This is a genomic window from Microbacterium sp. OR16 (genome assembly GCF_047306725.1).
Taxonomy (GTDB): Bacteria; Actinomycetota; Actinomycetes; order Actinomycetales; family Microbacteriaceae; genus Microbacterium.
The window spans coordinates 1,384,863-1,411,763 of record NZ_JAZEXK010000001.1; the positions used below are offsets into that span (position 1 = coordinate 1,384,863).

The 26,901-nt window shown below is 69.4% G+C and carries 30 protein-coding genes and 1 tRNA gene; 17 read left to right on the top strand and 14 right to left on the bottom strand.

All coding sequences use genetic code 11. The features are described 5' to 3' along the window. Positions 1-127 precede the first annotated feature (127 nt). A complete protein-coding gene (locus V2S05_RS06720) occupies positions 128-640 on the top strand; it encodes a DNA modification methylase (protein WP_413634498.1) in 513 nt (170 codons plus the stop codon). Positions 641-717: 77 nt separating this feature from the next. Here the strand turns inward: V2S05_RS06720 and V2S05_RS06725 are convergent, their stop codons facing one another. Both V2S05_RS06725 and V2S05_RS06730 read right to left on the bottom strand, forming a co-directional pair. Beyond that, positions 718-1,401, bottom strand: coding sequence for a response regulator (locus V2S05_RS06725; RefSeq protein ID WP_413634499.1), 684 nt, complete (start codon positions 1,399-1,401; stop codon positions 718-720). After that, entirely contained in the window at positions 1,398-2,615 is a 1,218-nt protein-coding gene (locus V2S05_RS06730) for a sensor histidine kinase (RefSeq protein ID WP_271637040.1), read from the bottom strand. The genes V2S05_RS06725 and V2S05_RS06730 overlap by 4 nt, the downstream gene beginning before the upstream one ends. Before the next feature lie 183 nt (positions 2,616-2,798). Here V2S05_RS06730 and phoU point away from each other — a divergent pair, with 183 nt between their 5' ends. Continuing rightward, positions 2,799-3,518 (top strand): phosphate signaling complex protein PhoU, encoded by a 720-nt coding sequence (gene phoU, locus V2S05_RS06735; RefSeq protein ID WP_271637039.1) that lies wholly within the window; start codon positions 2,799-2,801, stop codon positions 3,516-3,518. Between the two features lie 95 nt (positions 3,519-3,613). Here phoU and V2S05_RS06740 read toward each other — a convergent pair whose 3' ends face one another. After that, on the bottom strand, positions 3,614-4,357 hold the full coding sequence (locus tag V2S05_RS06740) for a phosphoglyceromutase (RefSeq protein WP_271637038.1): 744 nt from the start codon (positions 4,355-4,357) through the stop codon (positions 3,614-3,616). A gap of 112 nt (positions 4,358-4,469) precedes the next feature. On the opposite strand from V2S05_RS06740, the gene V2S05_RS06745 reads away from it, so the two are divergent. After that, the gene (locus V2S05_RS06745) at positions 4,470-5,291 is read left to right on the top strand and encodes a class I SAM-dependent methyltransferase (protein ID WP_413634500.1); all 822 of its coding nucleotides are present in this window, start codon (positions 4,470-4,472) and stop codon (positions 5,289-5,291) included. 39 nt (positions 5,292-5,330) lie between these two features. On the opposite strand, the gene V2S05_RS06750 is transcribed toward V2S05_RS06745, so the two are convergent. The 3 genes from V2S05_RS06750 to V2S05_RS06760 all read right to left on the bottom strand — a co-directional run bounded on the left by V2S05_RS06750 (position 5,331) and on the right by V2S05_RS06760 (position 7,510). Further along, a complete protein-coding gene (locus tag V2S05_RS06750; RefSeq protein WP_413634501.1) occupies positions 5,331-6,425 on the bottom strand; it encodes a YgfZ/GcvT domain-containing protein in 1,095 nt (364 codons plus the stop codon). Between the two features lies 1 nt (position 6,426). Further along, complete coding sequence (locus V2S05_RS06755) at positions 6,427-7,029, bottom strand: FABP family protein (protein WP_413634502.1); 603 nt, start codon at positions 7,027-7,029, stop codon at positions 6,427-6,429. A 187-nt stretch (positions 7,030-7,216) separates the two neighbouring features. Next, a complete protein-coding gene (locus tag V2S05_RS06760; RefSeq protein WP_413634503.1) occupies positions 7,217-7,510 on the bottom strand; it encodes a hypothetical protein in 294 nt (97 codons plus the stop codon). A 91-nt stretch (positions 7,511-7,601) separates the two neighbouring features. Between V2S05_RS06760 and V2S05_RS06765 the strand changes: the two genes are divergently transcribed. From V2S05_RS06765 to pstB, 7 genes are all read left to right on the top strand, one after another. Then, the gene (locus V2S05_RS06765) at positions 7,602-8,279 is read left to right on the top strand and encodes a winged-helix domain-containing protein (protein ID WP_271637033.1); all 678 of its coding nucleotides are present in this window, start codon (positions 7,602-7,604) and stop codon (positions 8,277-8,279) included. 40 nt (positions 8,280-8,319) lie between these two features. Further along, a complete protein-coding gene (locus V2S05_RS06770; RefSeq protein ID WP_413634504.1) occupies positions 8,320-10,488 on the top strand; it encodes an RNA degradosome polyphosphate kinase in 2,169 nt (722 codons plus the stop codon). Continuing rightward, positions 10,485-11,423 (top strand): NUDIX hydrolase, encoded by a 939-nt coding sequence (locus V2S05_RS06775; RefSeq protein ID WP_413634505.1) that lies wholly within the window; start codon positions 10,485-10,487, stop codon positions 11,421-11,423. The genes V2S05_RS06770 and V2S05_RS06775 overlap by 4 nt, the downstream gene beginning before the upstream one ends. Before the next feature lie 145 nt (positions 11,424-11,568). Continuing rightward, on the top strand, positions 11,569-12,660 hold the full coding sequence (gene pstS, locus V2S05_RS06780; RefSeq protein ID WP_271637030.1) for a phosphate ABC transporter substrate-binding protein PstS: 1,092 nt from the start codon (positions 11,569-11,571) through the stop codon (positions 12,658-12,660). Positions 12,661-12,759: 99 nt separating this feature from the next. Next, on the top strand, positions 12,760-13,716 hold the full coding sequence (pstC, locus tag V2S05_RS06785; RefSeq protein ID WP_413634506.1) for a phosphate ABC transporter permease subunit PstC: 957 nt from the start codon (positions 12,760-12,762) through the stop codon (positions 13,714-13,716). A gap of 28 nt (positions 13,717-13,744) precedes the next feature. Continuing rightward, entirely contained in the window at positions 13,745-14,827 is a 1,083-nt protein-coding gene (pstA, locus tag V2S05_RS06790) for a phosphate ABC transporter permease PstA (protein WP_413635252.1), read from the top strand. 43 nt (positions 14,828-14,870) lie between these two features. Continuing rightward, complete coding sequence (gene pstB / locus V2S05_RS06795; protein ID WP_413634507.1) at positions 14,871-15,650, top strand: phosphate ABC transporter ATP-binding protein PstB; 780 nt, start codon at positions 14,871-14,873, stop codon at positions 15,648-15,650. 46 nt (positions 15,651-15,696) lie between these two features. On the opposite strand, the gene V2S05_RS06800 is transcribed toward pstB, so the two are convergent. The 4 genes from V2S05_RS06800 to sigK all read right to left on the bottom strand — a co-directional run bounded on the left by V2S05_RS06800 (position 15,697) and on the right by sigK (position 18,861). After that, complete coding sequence (locus tag V2S05_RS06800; protein ID WP_413634508.1) at positions 15,697-16,578, bottom strand: aminodeoxychorismate lyase; 882 nt, start codon at positions 16,576-16,578, stop codon at positions 15,697-15,699. A gap of 269 nt (positions 16,579-16,847) precedes the next feature. Beyond that, the gene (locus tag V2S05_RS06805) at positions 16,848-17,477 is read right to left on the bottom strand and encodes a DNA-directed RNA polymerase subunit beta (protein ID WP_413634509.1); all 630 of its coding nucleotides are present in this window, start codon (positions 17,475-17,477) and stop codon (positions 16,848-16,850) included. Between the two features lie 29 nt (positions 17,478-17,506). Further along, the gene (locus V2S05_RS06810; RefSeq protein ID WP_413634510.1) at positions 17,507-18,274 is read right to left on the bottom strand and encodes an anti-sigma factor domain-containing protein; all 768 of its coding nucleotides are present in this window, start codon (positions 18,272-18,274) and stop codon (positions 17,507-17,509) included. Continuing rightward, the gene (gene sigK / locus V2S05_RS06815) at positions 18,271-18,861 is read right to left on the bottom strand and encodes an ECF RNA polymerase sigma factor SigK (RefSeq protein ID WP_413634511.1); all 591 of its coding nucleotides are present in this window, start codon (positions 18,859-18,861) and stop codon (positions 18,271-18,273) included. Before sigK ends, V2S05_RS06810 begins: the two co-directional genes overlap by 4 nt. Positions 18,862-19,030: 169 nt before the next feature. On the opposite strand from sigK, the gene V2S05_RS06820 reads away from it, so the two are divergent. Continuing rightward, complete coding sequence (locus V2S05_RS06820; RefSeq protein WP_271637021.1) at positions 19,031-19,693, top strand: fasciclin domain-containing protein; 663 nt, start codon at positions 19,031-19,033, stop codon at positions 19,691-19,693. Between the two features lie 197 nt (positions 19,694-19,890). Here V2S05_RS06820 and V2S05_RS06825 read toward each other — a convergent pair. Beyond that, positions 19,891-19,962 (bottom strand) — tRNA-Lys (locus V2S05_RS06825). Positions 19,963-20,412: 450 nt separating this feature from the next. Further along, a complete protein-coding gene (locus V2S05_RS06830; RefSeq protein ID WP_413634512.1) occupies positions 20,413-20,895 on the bottom strand; it encodes a hypothetical protein in 483 nt (160 codons plus the stop codon). 110 nt (positions 20,896-21,005) lie between these two features. Between V2S05_RS06830 and V2S05_RS06835 the strand changes: the two genes are divergently transcribed. Continuing rightward, on the top strand, positions 21,006-21,833 hold the full coding sequence (locus V2S05_RS06835; protein WP_413634513.1) for a serine hydrolase domain-containing protein: 828 nt from the start codon (positions 21,006-21,008) through the stop codon (positions 21,831-21,833). Positions 21,834-21,840: 7 nt separating this feature from the next. Here the strand turns inward: V2S05_RS06835 and V2S05_RS06840 are convergent, their stop codons facing one another. Next, positions 21,841-22,365 (bottom strand): CGNR zinc finger domain-containing protein, encoded by a 525-nt coding sequence (locus V2S05_RS06840; protein WP_413634514.1) that lies wholly within the window; start codon positions 22,363-22,365, stop codon positions 21,841-21,843. Between the two features lie 25 nt (positions 22,366-22,390). Between V2S05_RS06840 and V2S05_RS06845 the strand changes: the two genes are divergently transcribed. Beyond that, the gene (locus V2S05_RS06845) at positions 22,391-22,597 is read left to right on the top strand and encodes a hypothetical protein (RefSeq protein ID WP_413634515.1); all 207 of its coding nucleotides are present in this window, start codon (positions 22,391-22,393) and stop codon (positions 22,595-22,597) included. Here the strand turns inward: V2S05_RS06845 and V2S05_RS06850 are convergent. After that, positions 22,578-23,237: an IMPACT family protein gene (locus V2S05_RS06850; RefSeq protein WP_413634516.1), complete on the bottom strand. Its 660-nt coding sequence runs from the start codon at positions 23,235-23,237 to the stop codon at positions 22,578-22,580. The two genes, V2S05_RS06845 and V2S05_RS06850, sit on opposite strands and share 20 nt — an antisense overlap. Positions 23,238-23,354: 117 nt before the next feature. Between V2S05_RS06850 and V2S05_RS06855 the strand changes: the two genes are divergently transcribed. The 4 genes from V2S05_RS06855 to V2S05_RS06870 are packed head-to-tail and all read left to right on the top strand — an operon-like array spanning position 23,355 to position 26,856. After that, complete coding sequence (locus V2S05_RS06855) at positions 23,355-23,903, top strand: type 1 glutamine amidotransferase domain-containing protein (RefSeq protein WP_271637017.1); 549 nt, start codon at positions 23,355-23,357, stop codon at positions 23,901-23,903. A 54-nt stretch (positions 23,904-23,957) separates the two neighbouring features. After that, positions 23,958-24,641: a response regulator transcription factor gene (locus V2S05_RS06860; RefSeq protein ID WP_413634517.1), complete on the top strand. Its 684-nt coding sequence runs from the start codon at positions 23,958-23,960 to the stop codon at positions 24,639-24,641. Further along, positions 24,638-25,981, top strand: a complete 1,344-nt coding sequence (locus V2S05_RS06865) for a sensor histidine kinase (protein ID WP_413634518.1) — start codon at positions 24,638-24,640, stop codon at positions 25,979-25,981. The genes V2S05_RS06860 and V2S05_RS06865 overlap by 4 nt, the downstream gene beginning before the upstream one ends. A 56-nt stretch (positions 25,982-26,037) precedes the next feature. Further along, the gene (locus tag V2S05_RS06870) at positions 26,038-26,856 is read left to right on the top strand and encodes a PepSY domain-containing protein (RefSeq protein WP_413634519.1); all 819 of its coding nucleotides are present in this window, start codon (positions 26,038-26,040) and stop codon (positions 26,854-26,856) included. Positions 26,857-26,901 lie beyond the last annotated feature (45 nt).

Here is a 26,901-nt window from a genome sequence, read left to right on the forward strand (position 1 = left end):
TCCAGCATACCACAGCCGTTATGCAGTAAGGTTCGCGCCGGTCGGGCCCGCAGCGGCATCCGTCGTCGCCGCGGGCGCCCGACCCACTAGACTGATCCAGGACACCCGTCGCACCTCAGGAGGATCCGTGAACTCGCGCTCTGCTGCGTCCATCGCTCCGCGTCTCATCGCCGCCATCGCCCTGGGCTCTGCGCTCGCTCTCGGCACGACCGGGTGCACGTTCATCACGCACCAGGCGACCACGAACCCCTACCCCGCTTCCGATGGCGTGCCCTTCGACGAGACGGGCGGCGACGTCGTCGCGCGCAACGTCTTCGTCGTCACCACCGAGGACGGCGAAGTGGGCAACCTGGTGGGCGCGTTCATCAACGAGGGCGCGAAGACCGCCTCGGTCGACATCGACGTCGCGGGCGAGCAGCTCTCGCTGCGTGTGCCCGGCGAGGATCGTGTCAGCCTCGGCGCCGACAAGATGCCGCTGCGCATCGAGAACCTCGATGTCAAGCCCGGAGCGACCGTCGAAGTGCTCATCGTCTCGGGCGACGGAGAGGCCACTCCCGCCCAGGTGCCCGTGCTCGACGGCTCGCTTCCGCAGTACGCCGACCTCGTCCCCGCGGCAGAGCCCATCGACGCGACATCCTGACTTCCGCGGCGTCAGCCGCGACGCAGAAGGAGGCCGGCTCCGTTCGGAGCCGGCCTCCTTCTGCGTCCGGCGACGGATCAGCCTTCGAAGCGGTAGCCGAGGCCGCGCACGGTGACGAGCATCACCGGGTCGCCCGGATTCTGCTCGATGCGCGATCGGATGCGCTTGATGTGCACATCCAGCGTCTTCGTGTCGCCGAAGTAGTCGCTGCCCCACACGCGATCGATCAGCTGTCCGCGCGTGAGCACGCGGCCCGCGTTGCGCATGAGCACCTCGAGCAGCTCGAACTCCTTCAGCGGCATGTTGATCTCGGCACCGTCCACGGCGACCGTGTGCCTGTCGATGTCGAGCGTCACCCTGCCGCCCTCCAGCACGCGCTCGTCGAGCTCGGCATCGGCCTGCACGACACGACGCAGCACGGCACGCATGCGCGCCAGCAGCTCGCGTGAGGAGTACGGCTTCGTGATGTAGTCATCGGCGCCCAGCTCGAGTCCCACCACGATGTCGACTTCGGAGTCCTTCGCGGTCAGCATGATGATCGGCACGCCGGATGTCTGCCGCACCTGACGGCACACCTCGGTGCCCGCCATACCGGGAAGCATGAGATCCAGCAGGATGATGTCGGCGCCTCGCTCGCGGAACGCCGCGAGCGCGCCGGGTCCGTCTTCGGCGATCTCGACCTCGTACCCCTCGCGTCGAAGCAGATACGCGAGCGGGTCGGCCAGGTCGGGCTCATCCTCGACGAGAAGGATGCGGGTCATGCGAGCTCTCCGTTCCGGGCGTCGCGCGCACGGGCATCCCCGCTCACGCGCTTCTTCTTGGTCTTCCTCTTGGTCTTCTTGTCGGCGCTCTCGGGTGCGCTCGCGGCCGGCAGACGCACGGTGAACGTCGATCCCCGGCCGGGACGCGACCACACGCGCACGTCACCGCCGTGCCGCTGGGTGGCGTGCTTGACGATCGACAGCCCCAGCCCCGTGCCGCCGGTGCGACGGGAACGGGCCTCATCGGCACGGTAGAAGCGCTCGAAGATGCGCTCGCGATCGGCATCCGAGATCCCGATGCCCTGGTCCGTCACCGCGATCTCGACGACATCACCGTCGACCTTCACCCCGACGCCGACGCGCGAACCGCGCGGCGAGTAGACGATCGCGTTGGCGATGAGGTTGCCGACCGCCTCGATCAGCACCTGCGCGTCGCCGCGCACCCACGCTCCTCGCTCACCGCCGCGGCTCAGCTCGACACCGGCCGAGTCGGCCTGCACGGAATGCGCCTCGATGGACGCTGCCACGACCTCGTCGATCGCGACCGGCTCGACCTGGGACAGGCTCTCGGCCGCCTGCAGACGCGACAGGCTCAGGATGCGCCCGGTGAGCTGACCGAGGCGGGCCGCCTCAGCCGAGATGCGAGCGGCGAAGATGCGCACCTGCTCGGCGTCGTCGGCGGCCGATTCGATCGCCTCGGCGAGCAGGCTGACCGACGCGACCGGCGTCTTCAGCTCGTGGCTGGTGTTCGACACGAAGTCGGTGCGCATCTGATCGAGGCGCTCGCGCTCGGTGACATCGCGAATGATCAACAGGGTGAGCTGCGGACCCACCGAGCTGGCCCGCGCCGATACCAGGCGCGGGTCGAGCGACGCACCGCCGGTGAGCCGCAGCGTCTCGGTCGCGCCGGTGCCGCTGTCGCGCACGCCGCGCACGAGCCGGCGCAGCTCGCCGTTCTCGAGCACCGCACCCTCCCGGATCCCGAAGCGCGCGGCGGCGTTCGAAGTGGCGACCACCAGCCCTGAGGCGTCCAGCACGCACGCGGCGTCGTCCATGCTCGCCAGCACGTCGGCGACGCCTGCGGGCACGGCCGACGAGGTCTCCTGCAGCGCGAGGGCTCGCACGCGATACGCCCAGCTCACCAGCAGCACGGCGCCAGCCCCGATCAGCGCGCCGACGGCGAGGGCGAACAGCGCCAGCTGAGCGGAATCCATGCCTTCCACAGTAGAGGTCGGCATGTCGTTCACCCGACGTGCACCGCGTCGTCACACGGCGGAACGACTAGTATTCACGTTCCCGGCACCGTTCGTTAACCTTCGACCCGGACAATCGTTCCGGCCGCGCGAGCGCGTGCCCCGGCGAGCCCAGCCGAACCCCCGACGAAAGGTTGCGCCGACATGCGCGAAGTGTTCCATCAGTCCCTCGAAGAGCTGCAGTCCCAGCTCGCCGAGATCGCCGATCTGGTCACGGTCGCGATCCAGAAGGCGACCACTGCATTCGCCGAGAGCGACGTCGCGCTGGCCGAGGAGGTCATCGCCGACGACGCGAAGATCGATGATCTGGCCGTCGCGCTCGACGAGCAGGCGATCGAGATCCTCGCGCGCCAGCAGCCGGTCGCCCGCGACCTGCGCATCGTGATCACCGCGCTGCGGGTGAGCGCATCGCTGGAGCGGATGGGCGACATGGCCGAGCACATCGCGCAGCTGGCGCGGCTGCGCTTCCCCGAGCGCGCAGTGCCGAAGGGGCTGAAGGGCACCTTCCGCCGCATGGGAGAGCTCGACGTGCAGATCGCCGGGACCCTCGCCGACCTGCTGCGCACGCAGGACCTTCGGTTCGCGGACGACATCCGCAACGCCGACGACGACGTCGACGAGCTGCACGCGAGCGTTTTCGAGAAGGTGCTCAGCGACAACTGGAAGGGCGAGGCGACCGCGACGGTCGACGCCACACTCGCCAGCCGCTACCACGAGCGCTTCGCCGACCACGCGGTCGCCGTCGCGAAGAAGGTCGTGTACCTCGCGACCGGCGATTGGGCCGTGCAGGAGGAGGACATCGCCCTGGCTGCCGAGGCGCAGTCCAGCGCGGCTCCCTCCGCGCCCGGAGCCTCTGCGCCCTGACGCTCGACCGTCACCGGCGCCCGTGACGGTCGAGGCCCCCTCCGATCCACTCGGATCAGAGGGGGCCTCGACGGCGTGCGGGGGTGTCTACGGCGTCACTTCTTGCCCTGCGCGGCGACCGCGGCTGCACCCGCTGCGGCAGCTTCGGGGTCGAGGTAGCGGCTCGCCCCGGTGGGCACGTTGTCATCGTCGAGCTCGTACACCAGCGGGATGCCCGTGGGGATGTTCAGCTCGGCGATGTCATCGTCACTGATGCCCTCGAGGTGCTTGACCAGGCCGCGCAGCGAGTTGCCGTGCGCGGTGACGAGAACCGTCTTGCCCGCATCGAGGTCGGGGACGATCGCGTCGTTCCAGTACGGCAGCAGGCGGTCGATGACCAGCTTGAGCGACTCGGTGCGGGGCACCTCGCCGTCGATGCCCGCGTAGCGCGCGTCGCCCACCTGGCTGAACTCGCTGTCGTCGTCGAGCGGGGGCGGCGGCACGTCGAACGAGCGGCGCCACAGCTGGAACTGCTCGGGCCCGAACTCCTCGAGCGTCTGCGCCTTGTCCTTGCCCTGAAGCGCACCGTAGTGACGCTCGTTCAGGCGCCACGAGCGCTTCACCGGGATCCACAGGCGGTCGGCCGCGTCGAGCGCGATGTTCGCGGTCTGGATCGCACGGCTCAGCAGCGAGGTGTGCAGCACGTCGGGCAGCAGACCCGACTCGGCCAGCAGCTCGCCACCGCGGCGTGCCTCGGACTTGCCCTGATCGGTCAGGCGGACGTCCACCCATCCCGTGAAGAGGTTGAGCTGGTTCCATTCGCTCTGGCCGTGACGCAGAAGAATCAGAGTGCGGGTCATGGGCCCAGCCTATCTTTTCCGGCTTTGGGTGGCGGGCTGCGTGACGTTCCCTTCGCCCTCGACTGCACGTGTGGGACGCGAGCGATGTGGAACAAGTGGGGAGAATGGAAGGATGAGCGCACCTCTGGGCAATCCGACGAGGGGGACGACGGGAACGAATCGGCTGCGGCGGAACGACCGGTGGATCGTCGCGTCCGAGGCGTTCCGCAGGGCATCCGACCCGCTCGTGATCGATCTCGGGTACGGGGCCAGCGGTGTCACCGCGTTCGAGCTCGCGACCAGGCTGCGGCGGGAGAGGGCGGATGCCGAGGTGCTGGGCCTCGAGCTGGATCCCGACCGGGTCGCAACGGCCCGCGCCCAGCTCGACGAGGTGCGGGCGGGCCGCACGCCGTTCGCCGCCGACCTGCCCGTCTCGTTCGCGCGCGGCGGTTTCGAGGTGCCCGTGCCGGACGGCCGACGCCCCGCAGTGATCAGGGCGATGAACGTGCTGCGCCAGTACGACGAGGCGGACGTCGCGGACGCGTGGCGGCGCGTGGCCGCCAGGCTCGCTCCGGGAGGGATGCTGTTCGAGGGCACGTGCGACGAGATCGGTCGCGTAGCCAGCTGGGTGGATGTGACGAGCGACGGAGAGCCGATGACGTTCACGATCTCGCTGCGACTGACCGGGCTCGAGCGTCCGGGCATCATCGCTGAGCGCCTGCCGAAGGCGCTCATCCACCGCAACGTGCCGGGAGAGCGCATCCACGCACTGCTGACCGCCCTGGAGCGCGAATGGGAGCGGGCAGCACCGCTGTCGACGTTCGGTCCGGTGCAGCGGTGGCTCGCCGCCGTCTCGGCGCTCAGAGCGCAAGGCGTCCCGGTTCACGGCACGAAGTCACGCTGGCGACTGGGTGAGCTCACCCTGCCGTGGCACGCGGTCGCCCCACGCCCCTGATCGGGCCTGTCTCGTGGCGAGGGCGCGAGTCGGGGCGCGTCAGCGGGAGTGGCGCGGATCCTCGCCGGCAGGGCGGCGTGACAGGCGCGTCAGGCGCGGAACATCGGCGGTGGCACCTGCGTCGGCGGGGACGATCACCTGCTGAGCGGCCGCGATCAGCGTCTCCCCCGTGCGCACGACCAGCTCGCCCACCGGCGCACGGCGCGACAGCATGGCCAGGGCGATCGGGCCGTCCTCGTGATGCATGGCGACCGATGTGATGTGGCCGACCTCGGCATCCCCTGCCAGCACCGTGTCACCCGGCGAGGGCATCACGACGTCGCTGCCGTCCAGCAGCAGCGCCGCCAGCCGGCGAGGCGGATGCCCCAGGTTGTGCACCTTCGCGACCGTCTCCTGCCCGCGGTAGCAGCCCTTGTTCAGGTGGACGGCACTGCGGATCCAGTCGGCCTCGTGCGGGATGCTGCGATCGTCCACCTCACGCGCCCAGCGCGGCCGCCAGGCGGCGACGCGCAGCGCCTCTGCGGCGAGCGCGCCCGCGAACGGACCGGTGAGGGAGCGAGCGTCATCGACGACCGCGATGCCCCAGGCGTAGTCCGCGGCGGGATGCCCGGCTTCGGCGGCGTACTGGTGCCCGCCGGGTTGCACGCGCGCCCACGGGTCGCGCCAGATCAGCGGGACGCCATGCGGAGCGGATGCTGTGACGCGAGCCTCGGCCGCGCCGCCGGCGAAGAACCCGACCAGCAGCGCGTCCGGTCGTGGCGTGACGGCGACACGCGAGCGGAAGACCATGCGGCTCAGCCACGCGGTCAGCTTCTCGGCATCCCCGTCGTCGGCGATCAGCCAGACGGACGAGCCGTCGTCGAGCACGCCCGCGGCGTGCTCGACCCGGCCCTGCGGATCGAGCACGAGCAGCTCGGTGCTGTCGCCCGCGTGCAGCCGCGCCACCGACTGCGAGGTGATCGAGTCGAGCCAGGTCAACCGGTCGACGCCTGCGACCTCGATGAGCACCCGGTCGGTGAGAGGTGCGAGCGCCTCACCGGATGCCAGCCGCCGCTGCTCGACGAGCGGGTTGCCGAAGTGCGCGATCAGCTCACCCTCGCGCACCGCGCCGGGGAGGTCGTCGAACGCGGCCATGTCAAACCTTCGCCAGGCGAGCCGACGCGTGCGACTTCAGCTTCTCGCCGAGGGCGGTGATGTCCCAGGCCCAGAGCAGGTGACCGTCGACCAGCCCGTACATGCGGGTGGCGGCGGAGTACGGCTTCGACCCGGCCGGACGAACCACCGCATCCGTGGCGATGTCGATGCGCGGGCCGGCGATGCGGCCCAGGTAGAGCTCGAGCGTTCCGTCGGAGTGGGTCACCGAGACCTCGAGCGGGAAGCCGTCGTCGGTGCGCAGCGCCTCGACGTCGTCGACGGTTCGCGGCTGCGACTGTGCGGTGGGCGGAAGCAGAGCGGGCCCCGGATCGGCATCCGTGCGCGGCTGCGCGAGGCGCCAGAAGCCCGTCTCGGCGAGCAGGGCGATCGGCTCATCGGCACCCTCGGCTCCGAGGAAGGAAGCGGATGCGGCGTAGTTCAGGAACGGACCGCCGTCGTGACTGAAGCTCACCCGGTGCGAGAACTCGCCCTGGTAGCGCTGCTCGCCCGCGGTGTACTCGATGACTCCGGTGCCCTCCCAGACACCGAGCAGCCACGACAGGGGCGCGAGATCAGCCGGCAGGTCGGTGGGCAGCTCGATCACGACGGCGTCGGATCAGCGCTGGCCGCGGAACAGGTTGACGAGCACGACGCCGGAGACGAAGGCGATCGCGAGGCTCGCCAGCCCCAGCAGGCCGAGGAAGAAGAATTCGAGCGCGACGAGGTCCATGCACCCACTCTACCCCTCGCCCGCGGAGCGGGCCCTCTCCCCGGCGCGGGCCGAGTCGACGTCAGAGCGCAGTGGCGAGCGCGGCGATGCCGAAGACCGCCGACACCGCGCCCATGATCATCAACGCGCCGACCACGCTTCCCGCCACCCGCACGATGAATCCCTGTGCGCGACCGGAGGCGAGCTGAACCGCGAACGACACGAGCACGATCCCGCCGAAGGCGATCAGCAGCCAGCCGACCCTGTCCTCCTCGGGCAGCACGATGCCGAGGGTGACCGCGACCATCAGGGAGGCGATCCAGACCGCGACCATGCCACGGAAGTCGCTGCGCGGAGCGGAGGCCGGTTCAGACATGGTGACATCGTAACGGCCGCACCTGCGGGCAGCCGGCATGCCGCCTGCGGCTTCCCGTCATGCGGGTTGCGCCCGCCACTAGCATTGACGCGTGGTCCTCGTGCTGGCACTCACCTCCGCTCCCGAAGGGGATCCGGCACTGCCCGCGCTCGAGCTGCTGTCGCACGGCATCCGCCGCCACCCTCTCGACACCACCCGTCTTCTCGACCTGCCCGAGAGCGACGTCGTCGTCGTCGACGCGCGAGGCGATCTCGTCGCGGCCCGGGCGGCGTGCCGGCTGCTGCGCACCGCGGGAGGTGAGACGCCGGTGCTGCTCGTGGTCACCGAGGGTGGTCTCAGCGCTATCGCGTCCGACTGGGGATTCGACGACGTGCTGCTGTGCACGGCGGGACCTGCCGAGATCGACGCCAGGCTGCGGCTCGCGCTGGCGCGGGCGGATGCCGTGGCCCCCGCCCACGTTCAGGCCTCGGGCATCACGATCGACGAGCAGTCCTACTCCGCCAAGCTGCACGGCAGGCCGTTGGATCTGACGTACAAGGAGTTCCAGCTGCTGCACTTCCTCGCGACTCATCCGTCTCGGGTGTTCACGCGCGAGCAGCTGCTGAGCGACGTGTGGGGATACGACTACTTCGGCGGCACGCGCACCGTCGACGTGCACGTGCGGCGTCTGCGCGCCAAGCTCGGCGACGCCGAGCAGGTCATCGGGACCGTGCGCAACGTCGGCTACCGGTTCAATCTGCATGACGAGCCTGCGGCGGTGGCGGACTGAGTTCACGCATCCGTCACCGGTGGATGCAAGGATGTACCCCATGATGGAACCCGCCCTTGTCGACACCGGTCTCGGGGATGCCGAAGACGACGACTTCGATGCGCACGAGGCTCCGGACGCAGTGCTGCCCGACCACCGCTACCACGACCGCGAGCTGAGCTGGCTGGCCTTCAACCAGCGCGTGCTCGAACTGGCCGAGGATCCGTCGCTGCCGGAGCTCGAGCGGGCGAACTTCCTCGCGATCTTCGCCAGCAATCTCGACGAGTTCTTCATGGTCAGGGTGGCCGGCCTCAAGCGCCGCATCCTCACCGGCCTCGCCGTGCCGACCAACGTCGGCCGTTCGCCGAGCGACGTGCTCGCCGACATCTCGCACGATGCGCACGCTCTTCAGCTGCGTCACGCCGCCGCATGGAACGATCTCGTGCGCCCGGCTCTCGCGGACGCCGGGATCGAGATCACCGAGTGGGACGACCTCACCGACGCCGAGCGCGGTGCGCTCGGGGAGTACTTCCAGGCTCAGGTCTTCCCGGTGCTCATGCCTCTCGCCGTCGATCCCGCGCACCCGTTCCCCTACATCTCGGGTCTGTCGCTGAACCTCGCGATCCGCATCCGCAACGCCCGCACGGGCCGGCAGGACTTCGCCCGCCTCAAGGTGCCGACCATGCTCCCGCGTTTCGTGGAGGTGCCCGGCACCAGCCCGATCACCCGCTTCATCCGTCTCGAAGAGCTCATCGCGAACCACCTCGGCGATCTCTTCCCCGGTATGGAGGTGCTCGACCACCACGCGTTCCGACTCACCCGCAACGAGGACGTCGAGATCGAGGAGGATGAGAGCGAGAACCTCATCCAGGCGCTCGAGGCCGAGCTGCTGCGGCGTCGGTTCGGCCCCCCGATCCGCCTCGAGATCACCGACGACATGGACGAGGTGACCCTCGAGCTGCTGATCAGAGAGCTCGACATCACCGACCAGGAGGTCTACCGGCTGCCCGGCCCGCTCGATCTTCGCGGGCTGTTCGATCTGGGCCGTCTGGATCGCCCTGATCTGCGCTATCCGCCGCACCTGCCCACCACCGCCGTGGCTTTCCAGCCGGGTGACAGCAACGAGCGCTCCGACATCTTCCGCGCCATCCGCAAGGCCGACGTGCTCGTGCACCACCCCTACGAATCCTTCGCGACGAGCGTGCAGGCGTTCCTCGAGCAGGCGGCCCGCGACCCGCATGTGCTCGCCATCAAGCAGACGCTGTACCGCACCTCCGGCGACAGCCCGATCGTGCAGGCGCTGATCGACGCGGCGGAATCCGGCAAGCAGGTGCTCGCCCTCGTCGAGGTGAAGGCGCGCTTCGACGAGGCGAACAACATCGTCTGGGCGCGCAAGCTCGAGAAGGCCGGCGTGCACGTCGTGTACGGCCTGGTCGGACTGAAGACGCACTGCAAGCTCGCGCTGATCATTCGCGAGGAGGAGGGCGTGCTGCGCCACTACTCCCACATCGGCACGGGAAACTACAACCCGAAGACCAGCCGGATCTACGAGGACTTCGGCCTGTTCACCGCAGACCCCCAGGTCGGCAAGGACCTCACCCGGCTGTTCAACGAGCTCAGCGGCTATGCGATCGAGAAGAAGTTCAAGCACCTGCTCGTCGCACCCCGCCATCTGCGCAAGGGACTGCTGCGGCACATCGATGCGGAGCGGGCGAACGCCGAGGCCGGCAAGCCCGCCCGCATCCGGATCAAGGTCAACTCGATGGTCGACGAGGAGATCATCGACGGTCTCTACCGCGCCAGCATGGCCGGCGTGGAGGTCGAGGTCTGGGTGCGCGGCATCTGCAGCCTGAGAGTCGACCTGCCGGGCGTCAGCGACAACATCACCGTCCGCAGCATCCTCGGGCGCTACCTGGAGCACTCGCGGCTGTTCATGTTCGAGAACGACGGCGACCCGATCGTCTACATCGGCAGCGCCGACATGATGCACCGCAACCTCGACCGCCGTGTCGAGGCGCTGGTGCGACTGCGCGACCCCGCTCACCTGCAGGAGCTGCACGACCTGTTCGACCTGGCGATGGATCCGCAGACCAACTCCTGGCATCTGGGCGCGGGCGGTGAATGGAAGCGCGTCGCCGAGGCCGACGGCAAGCCCCTGGTCGATCTGCAGGATCTGACGATGGCGAGCGTGCAGGGCCGTCGGCGACGCAGCAAGCGCGCGATCCGATGAGCGATTCGGCGGTCTACGCGGCCGGCGCGATCGTCTGGCGGATGGTCGACGACAAGCTGAAGGTGCTGCTGATCCATCGCACGAAGTACCGCGACGTCACGCTGCCGAAGGGCAAGGTCGATCCCGGCGAGATGCTCGCCGAGACCGCCGTGCGCGAGGTGCGCGAGGAGACCGGCATCCAGGTGTCGCTCGGAGTGCCCGTCGGGGTCAGCAGGTACTGGATGCGCCCGAAGCGGCAGAAGGTCGTGCACTACTGGGCGGCCGAGGCGACCGACGACGCGATCCGCGCATCGTCGTTCGTGCCGAACGGCGAGATCTCCGGCGTCGAATGGGTGAGCGTGAAGAAGGCGCGCAAGCACCTCAGCTACCCGGTCGATGTCGAGATCCTCGACAACTTCATCCGGCTCGTCGACGACGGCGTGCTGCACACCTTCCCCATCATCGCCCTGCGGCACGCCAAGGCGGTCGCGCGATCGGACTGGCACGAGGCGGACGCGGCTCGCCCGCTGACCGACAAGGGCCTGCTGCAGGCGAAGGCGATCGTCGGCCCGCTGCGCGCATTCGGCGTTCGCCGCATCGTCACCAGCGATGCGGTGCGCTGCACGCAGACGGTCGCTCCCCTCGAGCACAAGCTGGGCCGGCTGGCCCGCCTGACCCCGAAGCTCAGCCAGGACGCGTGGGACGCGGGCGAGGCCGATGTGCGTTCCGTGGTCGGGCGGCGGGTTCGCTCACGCAAGGCGACGGTGCTGTGCAGCCACGGACCGGTGCTTCCCGGCATCCTGTCCGAGCTCGCCCTCGCGACCGGAACCGTGCCGGGCTCGTACATCGACAGCGCCAGCGCGCTCAACGTCGCAGCGTTCTCGGTGGTGCATCTGTCAGCCACCAATCCCGGCTCGGGGATCATCTCGATCGAGACCCACGAGCCCAAGATCTGACGCCGTCCGCTCGGAGCGGTCGGACTGGCCGCTCCTCGTTCACCTTCCGTTCACCTCTCGGGGAGAGTCTCGTTAACCGGCGCTCCTAACGTCACTGTGTGCCCTGCACCGGGCCATACACAATCCCCGATCGAACGGACCCACAGTGAAGATCACCCGCATCGCTCGTATCAGCGCCGTCGGCGCTGTCGCCGCCCTCGCACTCGCCGGCTGCGCCGCGAACGAAGCCCCCGCCGGCGACTCGGCCGCGGCCTCCGACCTCGAGGGCACGCTGAAGGCCACCGGCGCGTCGTCGCAGGGCTCGGCGCAGGAGGCCTGGGTCGCCGCCTTCCAGACCGCGAACAGCGGTGTCACCATCAACTACGAGCCGACCGGATCGGGCACAGGACGCGAGAACTTCATCGCCGGGGCGAGCGATTTCATCGGCTCCGACCGGGCATTCAAGCTCGACGAGTTCGCCGACGGCTTCAAGACCTGCTCGTCGGAGAACATCGTCGAGGTGCCGCTGTACATCTCGCCCGTCGCCGTCGCGTTCAACCTTGAGGGCGTCGACGAGCTCAACCTCGATGCGAAGACCATCGCGGGAATCTTCGCCGGCACCATCACCAACTGGAACGACGAGGCCATCGCCTCGCAGAACGAGGGCGTCGAGCTGCCCGACCTGGCCATCTCGCCGGTGCACCGCTCCGACGACTCGGGCACCACCGAGACGTTCACCGCATACCTGAACGCGACCGCTCCTGACGTCTGGACCAACGAGGCCGATGGAGTCTGGCCGATCCAGGGCGGCGAAGCGGCTCAGGGCACCTCGGGTGTCGTCCAGGCGATCAAGGCCGGCAACGGCGCGATCGGCTACGCCGACGCCTCGCAGACCAAGGGCCTCGGCCAGGTCAAGGTCGGCGTGGAGGGCGAGTACGTCGCGTACTCGGCCGAGGCCGCCGCCGCGCTGGTCGAGGCCTCGCCGCTCGAGGAGGGTCGCGGAGACGCCGACCTCGTCTTCGACGTCGACCCGGCTGCCGCCCCCGCAGGCTCCTACCCGATCGCCCTGGTCAGCTACCTGATCGCATGCGAGCAGTACGAGGACGAGAACACCGCCGCGCTCGTGAAGGCGTACTTCGAGTACGTGGCGAGCGAGGACGGCCAGAAGGCTGCGGCGGACAACGCCGGCAGCGCACCGATCTCGGACGGCCTGCGTGAGAAGGTCATGGCCGCCATCGACACGATCAAGGTCGGCTGACCCATCACCCTCAGCTGACACCGATGCCCCCGCGTCCGATCCGGCGCGGGGGCATCGGAGAGTCAGCCCGCAGATGAACTTCGACCCGAAACGGAGACCATGAGCACGACGACCAGGCAGGCGCGGCCTGCCCCGATCAGAGCCAAGCAGCGCCTCGGCGACCGGGTGTTCTCGGGCAGCGCCCTCGGCGCCGGCATCATCATCCTCGTCGTACTCGCCGCGGTGGCCGCGTTCCTCATCATCCAGAGCCTGCCGGCGTTCGCACCGGACACCAGCGACAATCACATCCTCGAAGGCCGCTCGTTCTGGGAGTACGTCGGGCCGCTCGCCTTCGGCACGGTGTGGGCGTCGTTCCTCGCTCTGCTCATGGCGACGCCGATCGCCATCGGCATCGCCCTGTTCATCTCGCACTACGCCCCCCGCCGTCTCGCCGGTGTGCTGGGGTACGTCATCGATCTGCTCGCCGCCGTGCCCTCGGTCGTCTTCGGCCTCTGGGGCGGGCTGGTGCTCGCCCCGCTGCTGCAGCCCGTGTACGCCTGGCTCAACGAGAACGCCGGATGGATCCCGATCTTCGGCGGCCAGGTCTCATCGACCGGCAAGACGATCATGACCGCGGCCGTCGTGCTGGCCGTCATGGTCATCCCGATCATGACCGCCATCTGCCGCGAGGTGTTCCTGCAGACTCCGAAGCTGCACGAGGAGGCCGCCCTCGCCCTCGGCGCGACGCGGTGGGAGATGGTGCGCATGGCCGTGCTGCCCTTCGCCCGCGGCGGCATGGTCTCGGCGATCATGCTCGCACTGGGGCGCGCGCTCGGCGAGACGATGGCCGTGACCATGGTGCTCTCCCCCGCGGCGGTGTACAGCTTCCTCGTGCTCACCGCCACGAACCCGACGCCGATCCCCGCGAACATCGCCCTCGCCTTCCCCGAGGCACACGACACGGGTGTGAACACGCTCATCGCCACGGGTCTGGTGCTGTTCGTCGTGACCTTCGCGGTCAACGCGCTGGCACGCTGGATCGTGGCTCGCCGGGCCGAGTTCTCCGGAGCGAACTGACATGACGACGTCTCTGGAGCGAACCGACATGACCACGCTCGGCGCCGCACGCGCCTCGTCCTCCCTTACGGCCGGCCGGCTGGCCCCATGGGCCCCGTGGGCGCTGCTCGGGGCATCCCTGGCCACGTCGTTCACCGTCTTCGCGCTCGGCGCCATCGGTGCCGATCCGGCCGACTTCAACATCGCCGGCGCCACCATCGTCGGCGTGCTGATCTACATGGTGCTCATCACGGTCGTCTCGTCGATCGCCGAGAGCCGCCGCAAGGCCATCGACCGACTGATGACGGCACTGGTGAGTGCCGCGTTCGTCGTCGCCCTGCTGCCGCTGATCTCGCTGCTGTGGACAGTCGTCGCCAACGGCGTCAGCAGATTCGACGCCGAGTTCTTCAGCTACTCGATGCGCAACATCGTCGGCGAGGGCGGCGGCATCGTGCACGCGATCTGGGGCACCGTGCTCGTCACGCTCACTGCGACACTGATCGCCGTGCCGGTGGGCCTGATGACCTCGATCTACCTCGTGGAGTACGGGCGCGGCCGCATCGCGAAGGGCATCACTTTCCTCGTCGACGTCATGACGGGCATCCCGTCGATCGTCGCCGGACTGTTCATCTACTCCGTCTTCGCGCTGCTGGTGCGCCCGGGCATCTCGATGGGCCTTATGGGCGCGCTGGCTCTGGCCGTGCTCATGGTGCCGGTCGTCGTGCGCGGCAGCGAGGAGCTGCTGCGCATCGTGCCGAACGAGCTGCGTGAGGCGGCGTACGCGCTCGGCGTTCCCAAGTGGCTGACGATCCTGAAGATCGTGCTGCCCACCTCTATCGCCGGGATCACGACCTCGGTGATGCTCGCCATCTCCCGCGTCATCGGAGAGACGGCTCCCCTGCTGCTCACGGCGGGGTTCACCGCCAGCCTCAACACCAACATGGTGAGCGGCCAGATGATGACCCTGCCGGTGTTCGTCTACAACTCGTACATGAACCAGGGCACCGCGGCCGACGCCTCGGTCGCCCGCGCCTGGGCCGGCGCGCTCACCCTGATCCTCATCGTCATGCTGCTGAACCTGCTCGCGCGTCTGATCGCCAAATGGTTCGCCCCGAAGACCGCCGGCCGCTGAGTCGCACCCGAACGATTCGCACCCGAACCCCAAGGAACCCGAAATGTCCAAGAGCATCGAAGTCAACGACCTCAACGTCTACTACGGCGACTTCCTCGCCGTCGAGGGCGTCTCCCTCGAGATCCAGCCGCGCAGCGTGACCGCGTTCATCGGCCCGTCGGGATGCGGCAAGTCCACGTTCCTGCGCACACTGAACCGCATGCACGAGGTGATCCCCGGCGCTCGCGTGGAGGGCGAGGTGCTGCTCGACGGCAAAGACCTGTACGGCGCGGGAGTCGACCCGGTGCTCGTGCGCCGGCAGGTGGGCATGGTGTTCCAGCGTCCGAACCCGTTCCCGACGATGTCGATCAAGGAGAACGTGCTCGCGGGTGTGAAGCTCAACAACGGCAAGATGTCGAAGAGCGATCAGGATGCCCTGGTCGAGAAGTCGCTGATGGGCGCGAACCTCTGGAACGAGGTCAAGGATCGCCTCGACAAGCCCGGCTCGGGGCTCTCGGGCGGTCAGCAGCAGCGACTGTGCATCGCCCGTGCGATCGCCGTGTCGCCCGAGGTGCTGCTGATGGACGAGCCGTGCTCGGCCTTGGACCCCATCTCGACCTTCGCGATCGAAGAGCTCATCCAGGACCTCAAGAACGAGTACACGATCGTCATCGTCACGCACAACATGCAGCAGGCGAGCCGCGTGTCGGACAAGACCGCGTTCTTCAACATCGCCGGCACGGGCAAGCCCGGCAAGCTGATCGAGTTCGACGACACGGCCACGATCTTCACCACCCCGGCGATGCAGGCCACCGAGGACTACGTGTCGGGTCGCTTCGGGTAGAGCCCGGATCGGAAGCGCCGGACGGCCTAAGACTTCCGCCGCCGGATCAGCGCGGCGAGAGCAGGAACGCGTTCAGCTCGGCGGTCAGCTCGGGGTCGGACGGCAGAGGCGCGCCGTCGACAGCTGTGATCGGCGCAGCCAGGCGGATGCTGGAGACCAGCCAGGCCGCATCGGCCTTGGTCAGAGCGGAAGCGCAGAGGGTCTCGTAGCGGGTCCTGAATCCGCGGGACTCCAGGTGCTCGAACGCACTGAGCTGAGTGGTGCCGTGCAGGATGCCCCCAGCGGGCGCCGGTGTGAGGAACTCGCCGCCCGCGCGGATGATCAGCGACGCGGTGGGCGCTTCGAGCACGTACCCGTCGCGGGTGACGAAGATCGCGTCGTCGGCGCCGCGCCGCTTGGCCTCGCGCAGCGCCGCCATGTTCACCGCGTACGACAGGGTCTTCGCGCCGAGCAGCAGCCATGGTGACCGCTCCCCCGCGCCGAGGTCGTAACCGCGGTCGAGCGTGACGACCTTGACCCCGTCGCGCCGCACGGCACTGAAGTCAGGGGCCGCCGCCACAGTCGCCCACGCCGTCGGAGCCGGCCCGTGCTCGACGCCGCGGCTGAGGATGAGCTTGATCACAGCCTCGCCCGCGGGAGCCCGGGAGGCCACGACCTGGATCGCCTGACGCCACTGGGCGAGGTTCGGAGCGGGCAGATCGCACAGGTGCGCCGAGTGCGCGAGTCGCTGCACGTGCGCCTCGACCTCGTTCGCGTGCCCGTCGACGACTCCGATCGACTCGAACACGCCGTCGCCTCGCTGCGTGCTGAGCTCTCCCACGCTGAGCGCCGGTGCCGCGACATCCATCGGTGTGAACGTGTCGCGGAAGTCCGCACGCTCGTCAGCAGCATCGGCGGGGGCGATCATCAGGGCGAAGCGCTGAGACATATGCACAGCCTAGACGCGACGGGAATACCCCTGTCGATGACGCGTTACACTTGACTGGCCGGGCCGCATAACCCCGGGCTCCAATATTCGCCGCTGCGAGCGGCCTTCCGCCGAGAGGCGTTCTTGCGGTCCGGCTTTTCTTCTGCCCTCCGGGCACGGGCATCCGCCGTTGGAGACATCAGACGATCCGCGTCAGCGACGTCGTGTCGACCCTCGCCGCGCCGCCCCGCGGCCGAACCGCCCGAGATTCCCGACGGTGCGCGGGCCGGTCAGGTGAGAGTGCCGCGGCGCCACGCCGCCGCTGCGGCCGCGAGATCCTCGGCGTAGGTCGTCAACCGCAGCGCCCGTCGGGTCAGGTCGCTTCCGCGCTGCGGCTCGATCGGCTCGTAGTCGTCCGCCGTGTGGGTGGCACCGGATGCCTGCACCCGGCAGTACGCGGCTGCCCGCTCGAGCGCCACCGAGAAGTCGCCTCGGAACACTCCCCGCAGGATCGCGTCGACGAGATCGACCAGCTCGCCCGGGTCGGCCGGGGCCGGGGCACCCGCGATCGCCGCGTCTGCGGTCTGCAGCTCCAGGCGTCCGCGCTCGTAGAGCAGGGCGGTCAGCGGCGCATCGGAGCGGATCGCGATCTGCAGCAGGTAGAGCCGCCACAGGGCACCGGGCAGTGAGCGCGCGGGCGCGTGCGACCAGAGCTCGGCGATCTCGTCTATGCCGTTCTCTGCGGCGAAGGCGAGAAGGCGCTCGGTGATGACGCCGGACTCGTCGCTGCGGGCTCGCTCGAGCAGTGCGGATGCAGTCGCGTGGGCGACGCGCGACTGCTCGGCCGGATCGGCCTCGCCGACGATGTTGTCGAATGCCGTGGGCGGCCTGCGGACAGGGCGATGGAACTGCTCGGGCATCCGTCAAGGGTACGCCGAGTCGAGACCGTTCAGGCGGTCGGGATGACGATGATCGGGTCGGTCGTCGGCAGGCCGGACGGCGATCCGCCGGCCTGCTCGATCGTCACTGCGATCACGTCGCCCGCACGCATGGGCTGGTCGAGCAGCGCCGTCGTCGTGCCGTCGGCGGCGTCGAAGACACCTGCGGCGATCGGCTCGTCACCACGGACGAACCACAGCTCGTAGCTCTTGTCAGCTCCGAGGTCGTCGAGTCCGGATGCCACAAGCACGGCCTTGCCGACCTCCCCCGACCAGTACGCCGTCGCCGTGGCGCCGGAGTCGAGCCGCACCTCCGCCTGCTCGGCATCCGGGGCGGAGCGGATCTCGTCGAGCGCCACGACGGATGCCGGCCGCTGCAGCTGCGAGACCACCGTCGTCGTCGCCACGCCGGCGCCGACGATCAGCGCGAGGCCGGCGGCGAGCGCGAAGAACCTGCGGCGCCACGGTGCTCCCGCGCGCGCCGGCGCATCGGTCCCGCGGTCGTCTGCGACTGTCGAGGGGATCAGTTCCTCGGGTGCTGCTGCGCCATCCTGCGGCAGGCTCGCGATCTGCTGCAGCAGGCTCGATCGCAGCGCCGGCGGAGGCGCGACCGGGGAGAGTCCGTCAGCGAGGAAGGCCACCGTGTCGTGGTCGTCGTCGGCGATGGCCTGCCATTCGGGATGCTCGGCGAGCGCCGCGGCGAACCGCCGCGCGTCGGCTTCCGCGAGGGCGCCGAGGGCGTGAGCGGCCGCAAGCTCTGCGAACTCCTGCTCGTTCATGCTGCTGACACCCCCATCTCCCCGCGCAACCGCGTCAATCCGTCCCGCATTCTCGTCTTGATCGTTCCGAGCGCCACTCCGGTGAGTGCCGCGATCTCGCTCTGGCTGTACCCGCCGTAGTAGGCCAGGATGAGCGCTTCCTGCTGGGCCTCTGGCAAGGCCGCGAGAGCGGTGACCACGCGCTCGCCTTCCAGCTTCGATTCGACCGCCTCCTGCACCACGTCTCGTTCACCGCCGAGGTCGCGAACGCCGACGCGCATGTCGCGGTCGGTGCTGGACTGCGACGATCGCACCCGGTCGACGGCCCGGCGATGTGCGATCGTGAAGATCCACGAGCGTCCCTGACCTCTGTTCGGAGCGAACTTCGAAGCGGATTGCCATATCTCGAGGAAGACCTCCTGCAGCACTTCCTCGCTCTGCGAGCGATTCACGACGACTTTGAGGATGAGGGCGAACACGCGAGACGAGAGCAGGTCGTAGAGCTCGGCGAAGGCGCGCTGGTCGCCGTCGGCGACGCGAATGAGAAGGTCGGCGGCGAGATCGCCGGACGACCCGTCCTCGAGCACCTCGACGCCATCGATAACCATCTCGACAAGCATGCCTCATCCCTCCTCTCGCGCGCGGATTCGACCCACCGTTCTTCGCGCTCTTCGGGCCGAGAAACCGATTCGGATTGTTTCCCATCCGATCCCGGAGGGGTTCCGAACAACCGTCGACGCCGCGGGAGGTCCGCGGCACGGAACCCCGGAGGTTGAAATGCTCAGCACCAAGAAGAAGATCACCGCCGCTCTCTCGCTCGGTTTCGTCGGCGCCCTCGTCCTGTCGGGCTGCACGATGGGAGGCGAGTCGGACATGGAGTCGTCGGAGCCGAAGCCGGCCGAGACGTCGGAGATGTCCGATGCTCCCGAGACCATGGACCCGGCTGCGAACCTCGTCGGCCCCGGCTGCGAGGCCTACGCCGAGCAGGTGCCGGACGGCGCGGGCTCGGTCGAGGGCATGTCGCAGGACCCGGTGGCCACGGCCGCATCGAACAACCCGCTGCTCACCACGCTCGTCTCGGCGGTCAGCGGGCAGCTGAACCCCGACGTGAACCTCGTCGACACGCTGAACGGCGACGAGTTCACCGTCTTCGCGCCGGTCGATGACGCCTTCGCGAAGATCGACCCGGCGACGATCGAGAGCCTGAAGACCGACGCCGACACTCTGACGTCGATCCTGACGTACCACGTCGTCCCCGGTCAGATCGCGCCGGCCGACATCGAGGGCATGCACACCACCGTCCAGGGCGCCGACCTCGAGGTGACCGGCTCGGGCGACGAGTGGATGGTCAACGACGCGAACGTCATCTGCGGTGGCGTCCAGACCGCCAACGCCACCGTGTACCTCATCGACTCGGTCCTGATGCCCCCGGCTCAGTGACCAAGTGAACACCGCGCGGGAGTGACGCGGTGAGATCAGCCCGGTGGGGATCCGCAGGCTGATCAGGGGCGCCCGTCGACGAGGAATCGACGGGCGCCTCTTCGTGCGCGCGGCGTTCGCCGCGATGAGCGCGCTGATGTCGGATGCCAGGGCTACCTTCACTCGCAGGGAAGGTTGCTGCATGACGACTCGAGAAGTGCCCCCGGGGAATTCCGACATCCCGACCCACCGGTTAAAAGCCGGTTGCTCTGCCTCTGAGCTACGGGGGCAGATGCCGCCCGTGAAACGATGCGGCACCTGCCAGGAGTCTAAACCACTCACCGATTTCAACCGGAAGTCGGCACGGGCGGATGGCTTGCAGGAGGTCTGTCGAGAGTGCAACCGCGCGTCGTCCAGAAAATACTACCGAGACAACCGGGAACGTCACATCCGCGTGATTCGACAGCGCACTGATGCTCGCCGCCTCGCGTCTCAGGCGTTCGTCGCCGACTACCTTCGGGAGCATCCGTGCATCGACTGCGGCGTTGCTGATCTGCGCGTGCTCGATTTCGATCACCGACCTGATTCGGCCAAGCGGGACGGTGTGATGCAACTCGTGCGCAACGGTTTCAGCATCCCCACTATCGCCGCGGAGATCGCGAAGTGCGACGTGCGCTGTCGGAACTGTCACGCCATCGCCACATATGACCGGATGCCGCGCACGTGGCGAGGCGACGCGGTCAGGCGAGCGTGCGCACCTGACGAGCGAGCACCAGCTGAATGATCCACTCGACGACGAGCCAGACCCAGCCTGCGAGCCAGAGGAAGCCCGAGATCAGGGCGAGCATCATCGACACGTCCCCCGCCTGCACCGATCCGGTCAGACCGAGCACGACCGTCATCGCCGATTCGGCACGGCCGTCGTCGCCGCCGTCGATGAGGAAGAAGCCGACGCCGAGGATGCCGATCGAGGTGACCCACGCGGCGATGATCGCCCGCCACCCGCCGGCCGCCCTGCGCAGCACGCCGTTCCGGCGAAGCAGGCCGTTCGCCGCCACCACGATCTGCACGATGTAGCCGGGCAGCAGCATCCAGCTGCTCCAGATAGCCAGCACCAGCATCCACCCGGGGAAGACGAGTTTCGCCGCCAGCGCGAGAAGCGGGAAGAAGATGAGGGCGAGGCCGGCGAGCACCGCGGCCGTCGCTGACACTCGCGCATTCATATGCAGATCATCGCATGCGCACATCGGCGGCGAACGGGAGCGGTGTGGGAGGATGCCATCGCGCTCTCCGTGCGAGGGACGCGCGCAGTGCACGACATCCGGGAGGACGCATGACCGCCATCGACGACGCCCTGAATCTGATCGACGGCTGGCCGGTCGACAACGCCGCGGCCGTGGTCGTCGGCGCCGACGGCTCCGTCCTCGGATCGCACGGCGAGCTCGATCGGGTCTACCGCCTGGCTTCCGTCACCAAACCCCTCACCGCCTACGCCGTGCTCATCGCCGTCGAGGAGGGCGTCTTCGACCTCGATGACCCGGCCGGCCCTCCCGGTTCCACCGTGCGGCACCTGCTCGCCCACACCTCCGGGCTCGACTTCTCGGAAGACAAGGTGGGCGCCGAGCCCGGCACCCGCCGGATCTACTCCAACCGCGGCTTCGACGTGCTCGCGCAGACGCTCGAGGAGCGCGCCGAGATCCCTTTCGCCACGTACATCGACGAGGCCGTGTTCGCGCCGCTCGGCATGGCGTCGACGAGGCTGATCGGATCGGCCGGTGCCGGGGCAGAGTCCACCGCCGGCGACCTCGCGCGCTTCGCCGCAGAGCTGCAGCGCCCCGCGCTGCTCGCGCCGCAGACCTTGGCGCTCGCGACGACCGTCGCGTTCCCCGGCCTCGACGGGGTGCTGCCCGGCTACGGCGCGCAGCGGCCGAATGATTGGGGGCTGGGTTTCGAGCTGCGCGACGGCAAGTCGCCGCACTGGACGTCGACGGCCAACTCCCCCGCGACGTTCGGCCACTTCGGGCAGAGCGGCACGTTCCTCTGGGTCGATCCGCAGGCGCAGGCGGCCTGCGTCGCGCTCGCCGACCGGGACTTCGGCCCGTGGGCGGTGGAGGCGTGGCCGCCACTGTCGGATACCGTGCTCGCGGCCCTCCGCGGTTGAGTCACTGTCACGGCGACGCGCTGCGGGCACGGTGTCGCCGGACGGCATCCCGGTTGGCGCAGCGCACCGAGCAGTACCGCTGCCGACCGTTGCGGGTGACGTCGACGACCACTCGTCGGCACGGGGATGCCGCGCAGCGACCGAGCCGGTGCATCCCGCGGCCAGCGAGATGCAGCGCTGTCCCAACGCTGATCACGGCCTCGAGCACGGCCGGGAGGCTCTGACCGGCGTCACGATAGTGCAGGTGCCATCCCTCCCCGTCGTGATCGGTCAGCTGCGGGAACGCCGCCGCGGCCGCCATCTGCGCGTTCAGGATCATCGCGCGATGCTCGTGTGTCTCGGCATCCACCACCTTCAACCACGCGTCGACCACCTCGCGCACGCGCGGGTGGTCGTCGGCCGTCTTCTCGAAAGCCATGGTCATGCCGAAGTCCCGGGTGCGCTGCTCGATGCCGGCGCGGTCGGCGGGCCAGTCGTCAGCGAGTGACGCAGCCAGCAGTACCGCGTAATCACCGTAAGGGTTGAGATGCATAACAGCATTACATCATCGTGAAGGCATGACCGCTTCCCGCACTCTTCCGCTCCCCACCCTCGCCGCCGTGCACGAGCACGGCTGGACCACAGAATCCGCGCATCCCACCTCGCAGGGCGAGGTGGTGTACGTACGCTGCGCCACCTGTGGCGCGCGGCGCGTCGACGTGCGCGGCGCGCCCGACCTGCCACCGAGCGCGCAGAGCCGTCCAGTCAGCGCGGCACGTCGATGACCCGCTGCACGCCCGTGCCGACGGCTGCCACCGCTCCGGCCGACAGCGCGGCGATCTCGGCCTGCAGACCCGGCACGGCCTCGGCCGGCGCCCACACCTCGAACTCCGCCGTGGCCGCGTACGTGGTCTCGCCGAGCACCGCCCCGCTGCGTGTCGCCCAGTCGCGCAGCAGGTTGTCGAAGCGTCCGGCATCCGCGTGCGCAGCAGCCAGGCGCACCTGATCCAGCACCCGCCGATCGACCAGGGCGGCGAGGTCCAGAGTCTCGGAGACGGCCGACGAGTACGCGCGCACGAGCCCGCCGGCGCCCAGCTTGATGCCGCCGAAGTAGCGGGTCACCACGGCGACGACGTCGGTCAGCTCCCGGCGTCGCAGCACCTCCAGCATCGGGATGCCCGCCGTTCCCGACGGCTCGCCGTCGTCGGACGACCGCGCGCGATCACCGTGCAGCCCGGTCACCTGCGCGCTGCAGTTGTGCCTGGCATCCCAGTACCGCTTCCTGACGCCGGCGAGCACGACATCCGCCGCGTCCGGCCCGTCCACCGGGGCCACCAGCGTCAGAAATCGCGACTTGCGGATCACCAGCTCGTGCTCGACGGGGCCGGCGATGGTCGCGGGCAGCGGATGCGACGACACGGACATCCCTCCAGCGTAGGCACGCGCCGCCGTACCACGCGTCGCGGCACCTCGCCATCCCCTGCCCGGATGCGCTCGAGCGTCGCAGAGTGGCATCACCCATCCCGATCGAAAGGACGCAACATGACGAGCATCTCCGACGCGAAGGTCGCCTTCCTCGCGACGAACGGCTTCGAAGACAGCGAGCTGACCGAGCCGTGGCGGGCGGTGACCGAGGCAGGCGCCGCCGCGACCATGGTGTCGCCGGAGTCAGGCGAGATCACGGGCAAGAACGGACACGCCCAGGCCGTGGACCTCGCCGCCTCCTCCGCGTCAGCCGACGACTTCGACGCCCTGGTGCTGCCCGGCGGCGTCGTCAACTCCGACCACCTGCGCATGGACCGCGACTCCATCGATCTCGCCCGCGCATTCTTCGAGCAGCACAAGCCTGTCGGCGTGATCTGCCACGGCGCGTGGATCCTGATCGAAGCGGGAGTCGTCGACGGCCGCACCCTCACCAGCTACCCCAGCCTCACGACCGATCTGCGCAACGCGGGCGCGAACTGGGTCGACGAGGAGGTCGTCGTCGACGCGGGCCTGGTCTCCAGCCGCACACCCGATGACCTGCCGGCCTTCTGCGCGAAGGTGGTCGAGGAGATCGGCGAGGGCAAGCACCGCGAACAGCACGCCTGATCCGCTGTTTCGAGCTTCAGCTGCGCTTCAGGGTCCAGCCGCCAGACTGTGAGCATGCGGATCCTGCTCGTCGATGACGAAGTGCGCCTCGCCGACGGCATCCGTCGTGGGCTCGAGGCCGAGGGCATGGTCGTCGACGTCGTGCACAACGGCGTCGACGGCCTCGCCCGGGCTCGCGACGACGACTACGACGCGATCGTGCTCGACGTCATGATGCCGGGCATGAGCGGATACCGGGTGTGCCAGGCGCTGCGCGCCGAAGGCGACTGGACGCCCGTGCTCTTCCTCACCGCGAAGGACGGCGAGTGGGACGAGGTCGAGGGGCTCGACACCGGCGGCGACGACTGGCTCACGAAGCCGTTCTCGTACCCCGTTCTCGTCGCGCGGCTCCGGGCACTGGTGCGCCGCGGTGCGCGCGAGCGCCCGGCTGTGCTCGAGGCCGGCGACCTGCGTCTCGACCCGGCAGCACGACGCGTCTTCCGCGGCGACAGCGAGGTCTCGCTCACCGCCCGGGAACTGGCGGTGCTCGACTTCCTGATGCGTCGCCGTGACGAGGTGGTCACCAGGTCCGAGATCATCGCGAACGTGTGGGGCGCCGACTTCGACGGCGACGCGAACATCGTCGAGGTGTACATCGGGCACCTGCGCGCGAAGGTCGACCGCCCCTTCGGCAGGGAGAGCATCCAGACCGTGCGCGGCGCCGGCTATCGCCTGGCGGGGCGGGATGGCAGGGCATGACCACCCCGCTGCGCTCCATCCGCTCGCGTCTGACGATCGGTGCGCTGCTTATCGTCGCCGCGGCCCTGATAGCCGGATCGTTCGCCGCCGTGCAGGTGCTGCGGGCCACGCTGACCGAGGGTGTCGCCGCGGCCGTGCAGCAGGACGTCGACACGATCTCGGCGCAGCTGGATCGCGGCCCGGGGCGGGTGGATGCCATCGACGACGACGTCCTCGTGCGTCTGCACGGCCCTGGACACGATCACGACGGCGAGCGCGATGACGACGGGGCTGCAGCTGACTCCGACCAGGTGAACGACGACGATGCCCGAGCTCTTCCCGTCGTACCGGACGACCAGGCGCAGCGCATCGAGGTCGACGGCGATCCCTACCTCGCCGCGAGCGAGGAGACCGATCGGGGCACGCTGACCGTGGCGCGATCCCTGTCCGGAGTCGACGAGGCGGTGTCGGCATCGGCCACCCTGCTGGCGGTCGCCGTGCCGCTCGTGCTGGGCCTCGTGGGGCTGGTGATGTGGGTGGTGGCGACCCGCGCCCTCGCGCCTGTCGAGCGGCTGCGCCGACAGGTGGATGCCATCGACGCGACGGGCCTCGATCGACGGGTGGACTCCGCCGGCGATGACGAGCTGGGTGCGCTCGCGCGCACGATGAACCGGATGCTGGACCGCCTCGAGCAGTCGCAGATCACGCAGCGCCGGTTCGTCAGCGACGCGTCGCACGAGCTGCGCTCGCCCCTGGCCACCATCCGGCAGCATGCCGAGCTGGCGACAGCGCATCCCGAGGCGAGTTCGCTGGCCGCTCTGAGCCGCGTCGTGCTCGATGAGGGCGAGCGGATGCAGGAGCTCGTCGAGGGTCTGCTGCTGCTGGCCCGGCTCGACGAGGGTCGCGAAGCGCCGATGGCGCCGACGGACCTCGACGACATCGCCCTCGCCGAGGCGCACCGGCTGCGCGGTCTGGGGATCGCCGTCGATGCGAGCGGGATCGGCCCCGGCCGCGTCCTGGGCAACGCGGCGCTGCTCGCTCGGGCGGTGCGCAACCTCGCCGACAACGCCGCGCGCCATGCGCATGCACGAGTCATCCTCCGCGTCATGGAGCAGGGAGACAGAGTGCTGGTGCAGGTGGAGGACGACGGCACGGGCGTCCCGATCGCGGAGCGCGAGCGCATCTTCGACCGGTTCGTACGGCTCGACGAGGCGAGGGCTCGGGATGCCGGAGGCAGCGGCCTCGGACTCGCCATCGTGCGGGAGATCGCGATCGCCCACGGCGGAAGCGTCACGGCATCCGAAGGAGCTTCGGGAGGGGCGCTGATGACCCTCTCGCTGCGGCGCTCCGCCGATGCCTGAAGAGGTCTTCAGGCATCTTCAGGAGCGCTTCACCGCCTGCGGAGCACAGTGGAATCATGGACAACGACGAGAAGACCCCCGCATCCTCCGATGACCGCGCCGGTCGGGATGCGGCGCCCCACGACCGCACCGACTCCGACGCCCCGACCGAGCGTTTCGACGGGCCCTCGACGCCCGCTTCCGGCGCCCCGGTCGCCGACACGGAGAACCCTGCCCGTGGCCGGAGCCGCAAACGCAGGATCCTGGTCGGCGCCGGTGCCGCCGCGGCGCTGCTCGCCTTCGGCGGCGGCGCATTCGCCATCGGCGCTGCCGTGGCCGATGACGACGAAGACGAGCGGCCGGGCATCCACATGGTCGGCTCTCACGACGGCGACCATGACGGCCAGCCGGGACAGGGCCGCGGCGACGATGACCGGGACGACCGCGACGGTGACGGCGCTGCGGCATCCGCGCCGGTCGATGAAGCCTCGCTGCGCTCCGCCGCCGAGGCTGCGATCGAGAGCGCGTCGGCCGAGGGCATCACCTCGATCGAGGTCGAGCGCGGAGGCTACGAGATCGACGCCCGCCTGGCCGACGGCACCGAGGTCGACCTGTTCGTCACCGCGGAGGGCGAGGTGCGCGAGCGCGGAGACGACGATGCGGATGACGACGACGCGGCCGATCCGCTGATCGACCTCGGCCGGCTGGGCGACATCCTCGCGGCGGCCCAGTCCGCAGCCGACGACGCAGGCGCGGCCGAGAGCGCGTTCCACGCCCTGTCGACGAGCGGCTCGGGCGCGGTCTACGAGATCGAGTTGCGAGGCGGCGACCGCAGCGAGGTCGAGGTCGAGCTCGATGCCGATCTCGGCGTGGTCCGGGTCGACATGGACAGCTGAGCCCCGCACATCCGAGAGCCGGGGACGGCAGGGCCGTCCCCGGCT

Bases quoted from the DNA above. Each gene is read 5' to 3' on its own strand.
- V2S05_RS06800 (WP_413634508.1), bottom strand. From the start codon at position 16,578: ATGTCTCAGCGCTTCGCCCTGATGATCGCCCCCGCCGATGCTGCTGAC.
- V2S05_RS06745 (WP_413634500.1), top strand. From the start codon at position 4,470: ATGAGCGCACCTCTGGGCAATCCGACGAGGGGGACGACGGGAACGAAT.
- V2S05_RS06860 (WP_413634517.1), top strand. From the start codon at position 23,958: ATGCGGATCCTGCTCGTCGATGACGAAGTGCGCCTCGCCGACGGCATC.
- sigK (WP_413634511.1), bottom strand. From the start codon at position 18,861: ATGGTTATCGATGGCGTCGAGGTGCTCGAGGACGGGTCGTCCGGCGAT.
- V2S05_RS06805 (WP_413634509.1), bottom strand. From the start codon at position 17,477: ATGCCCGAGCAGTTCCATCGCCCTGTCCGCAGGCCGCCCACGGCATTC.
- V2S05_RS06820 (WP_271637021.1), top strand. From the start codon at position 19,031: ATGCTCAGCACCAAGAAGAAGATCACCGCCGCTCTCTCGCTCGGTTTC.
- V2S05_RS06730 (WP_271637040.1), bottom strand. From the start codon at position 2,615: ATGGATTCCGCTCAGCTGGCGCTGTTCGCCCTCGCCGTCGGCGCGCTG.
- V2S05_RS06835 (WP_413634513.1), top strand. From the start codon at position 21,006: ATGACCGCCATCGACGACGCCCTGAATCTGATCGACGGCTGGCCGGTC.
- V2S05_RS06865 (WP_413634518.1), top strand. From the start codon at position 24,638: ATGACCACCCCGCTGCGCTCCATCCGCTCGCGTCTGACGATCGGTGCG.
- pstC (WP_413634506.1), top strand. From the start codon at position 12,760: ATGAGCACGACGACCAGGCAGGCGCGGCCTGCCCCGATCAGAGCCAAG.
- pstA (WP_413635252.1), top strand. From the start codon at position 13,745: ATGACCACGCTCGGCGCCGCACGCGCCTCGTCCTCCCTTACGGCCGGC.
- V2S05_RS06850 (WP_413634516.1), bottom strand. From the start codon at position 23,237: ATGTCCGTGTCGTCGCATCCGCTGCCCGCGACCATCGCCGGCCCCGTC.
- V2S05_RS06760 (WP_413634503.1), bottom strand. From the start codon at position 7,510: ATGTCTGAACCGGCCTCCGCTCCGCGCAGCGACTTCCGTGGCATGGTC.
- V2S05_RS06870 (WP_413634519.1), top strand. From the start codon at position 26,038: ATGGACAACGACGAGAAGACCCCCGCATCCTCCGATGACCGCGCCGGT.
- V2S05_RS06750 (WP_413634501.1), bottom strand. From the start codon at position 6,425: ATGGCCGCGTTCGACGACCTCCCCGGCGCGGTGCGCGAGGGTGAGCTG.
- V2S05_RS06740 (WP_271637038.1), bottom strand. From the start codon at position 4,357: ATGACCCGCACTCTGATTCTTCTGCGTCACGGCCAGAGCGAATGGAAC.
- V2S05_RS06845 (WP_413634515.1), top strand. From the start codon at position 22,391: ATGACCGCTTCCCGCACTCTTCCGCTCCCCACCCTCGCCGCCGTGCAC.
- V2S05_RS06855 (WP_271637017.1), top strand. From the start codon at position 23,355: ATGACGAGCATCTCCGACGCGAAGGTCGCCTTCCTCGCGACGAACGGC.
- V2S05_RS06840 (WP_413634514.1), bottom strand. From the start codon at position 22,365: ATGCATCTCAACCCTTACGGTGATTACGCGGTACTGCTGGCTGCGTCA.
- V2S05_RS06830 (WP_413634512.1), bottom strand. From the start codon at position 20,895: ATGAATGCGCGAGTGTCAGCGACGGCCGCGGTGCTCGCCGGCCTCGCC.
- V2S05_RS06725 (WP_413634499.1), bottom strand. From the start codon at position 1,401: ATGACCCGCATCCTTCTCGTCGAGGATGAGCCCGACCTGGCCGACCCG.
- phoU (WP_271637039.1), top strand. From the start codon at position 2,799: ATGCGCGAAGTGTTCCATCAGTCCCTCGAAGAGCTGCAGTCCCAGCTC.
- V2S05_RS06770 (WP_413634504.1), top strand. From the start codon at position 8,320: ATGATGGAACCCGCCCTTGTCGACACCGGTCTCGGGGATGCCGAAGAC.
- V2S05_RS06810 (WP_413634510.1), bottom strand. From the start codon at position 18,274: ATGAACGAGCAGGAGTTCGCAGAGCTTGCGGCCGCTCACGCCCTCGGC.
- pstB (WP_413634507.1), top strand. From the start codon at position 14,871: ATGTCCAAGAGCATCGAAGTCAACGACCTCAACGTCTACTACGGCGAC.
- V2S05_RS06775 (WP_413634505.1), top strand. From the start codon at position 10,485: ATGAGCGATTCGGCGGTCTACGCGGCCGGCGCGATCGTCTGGCGGATG.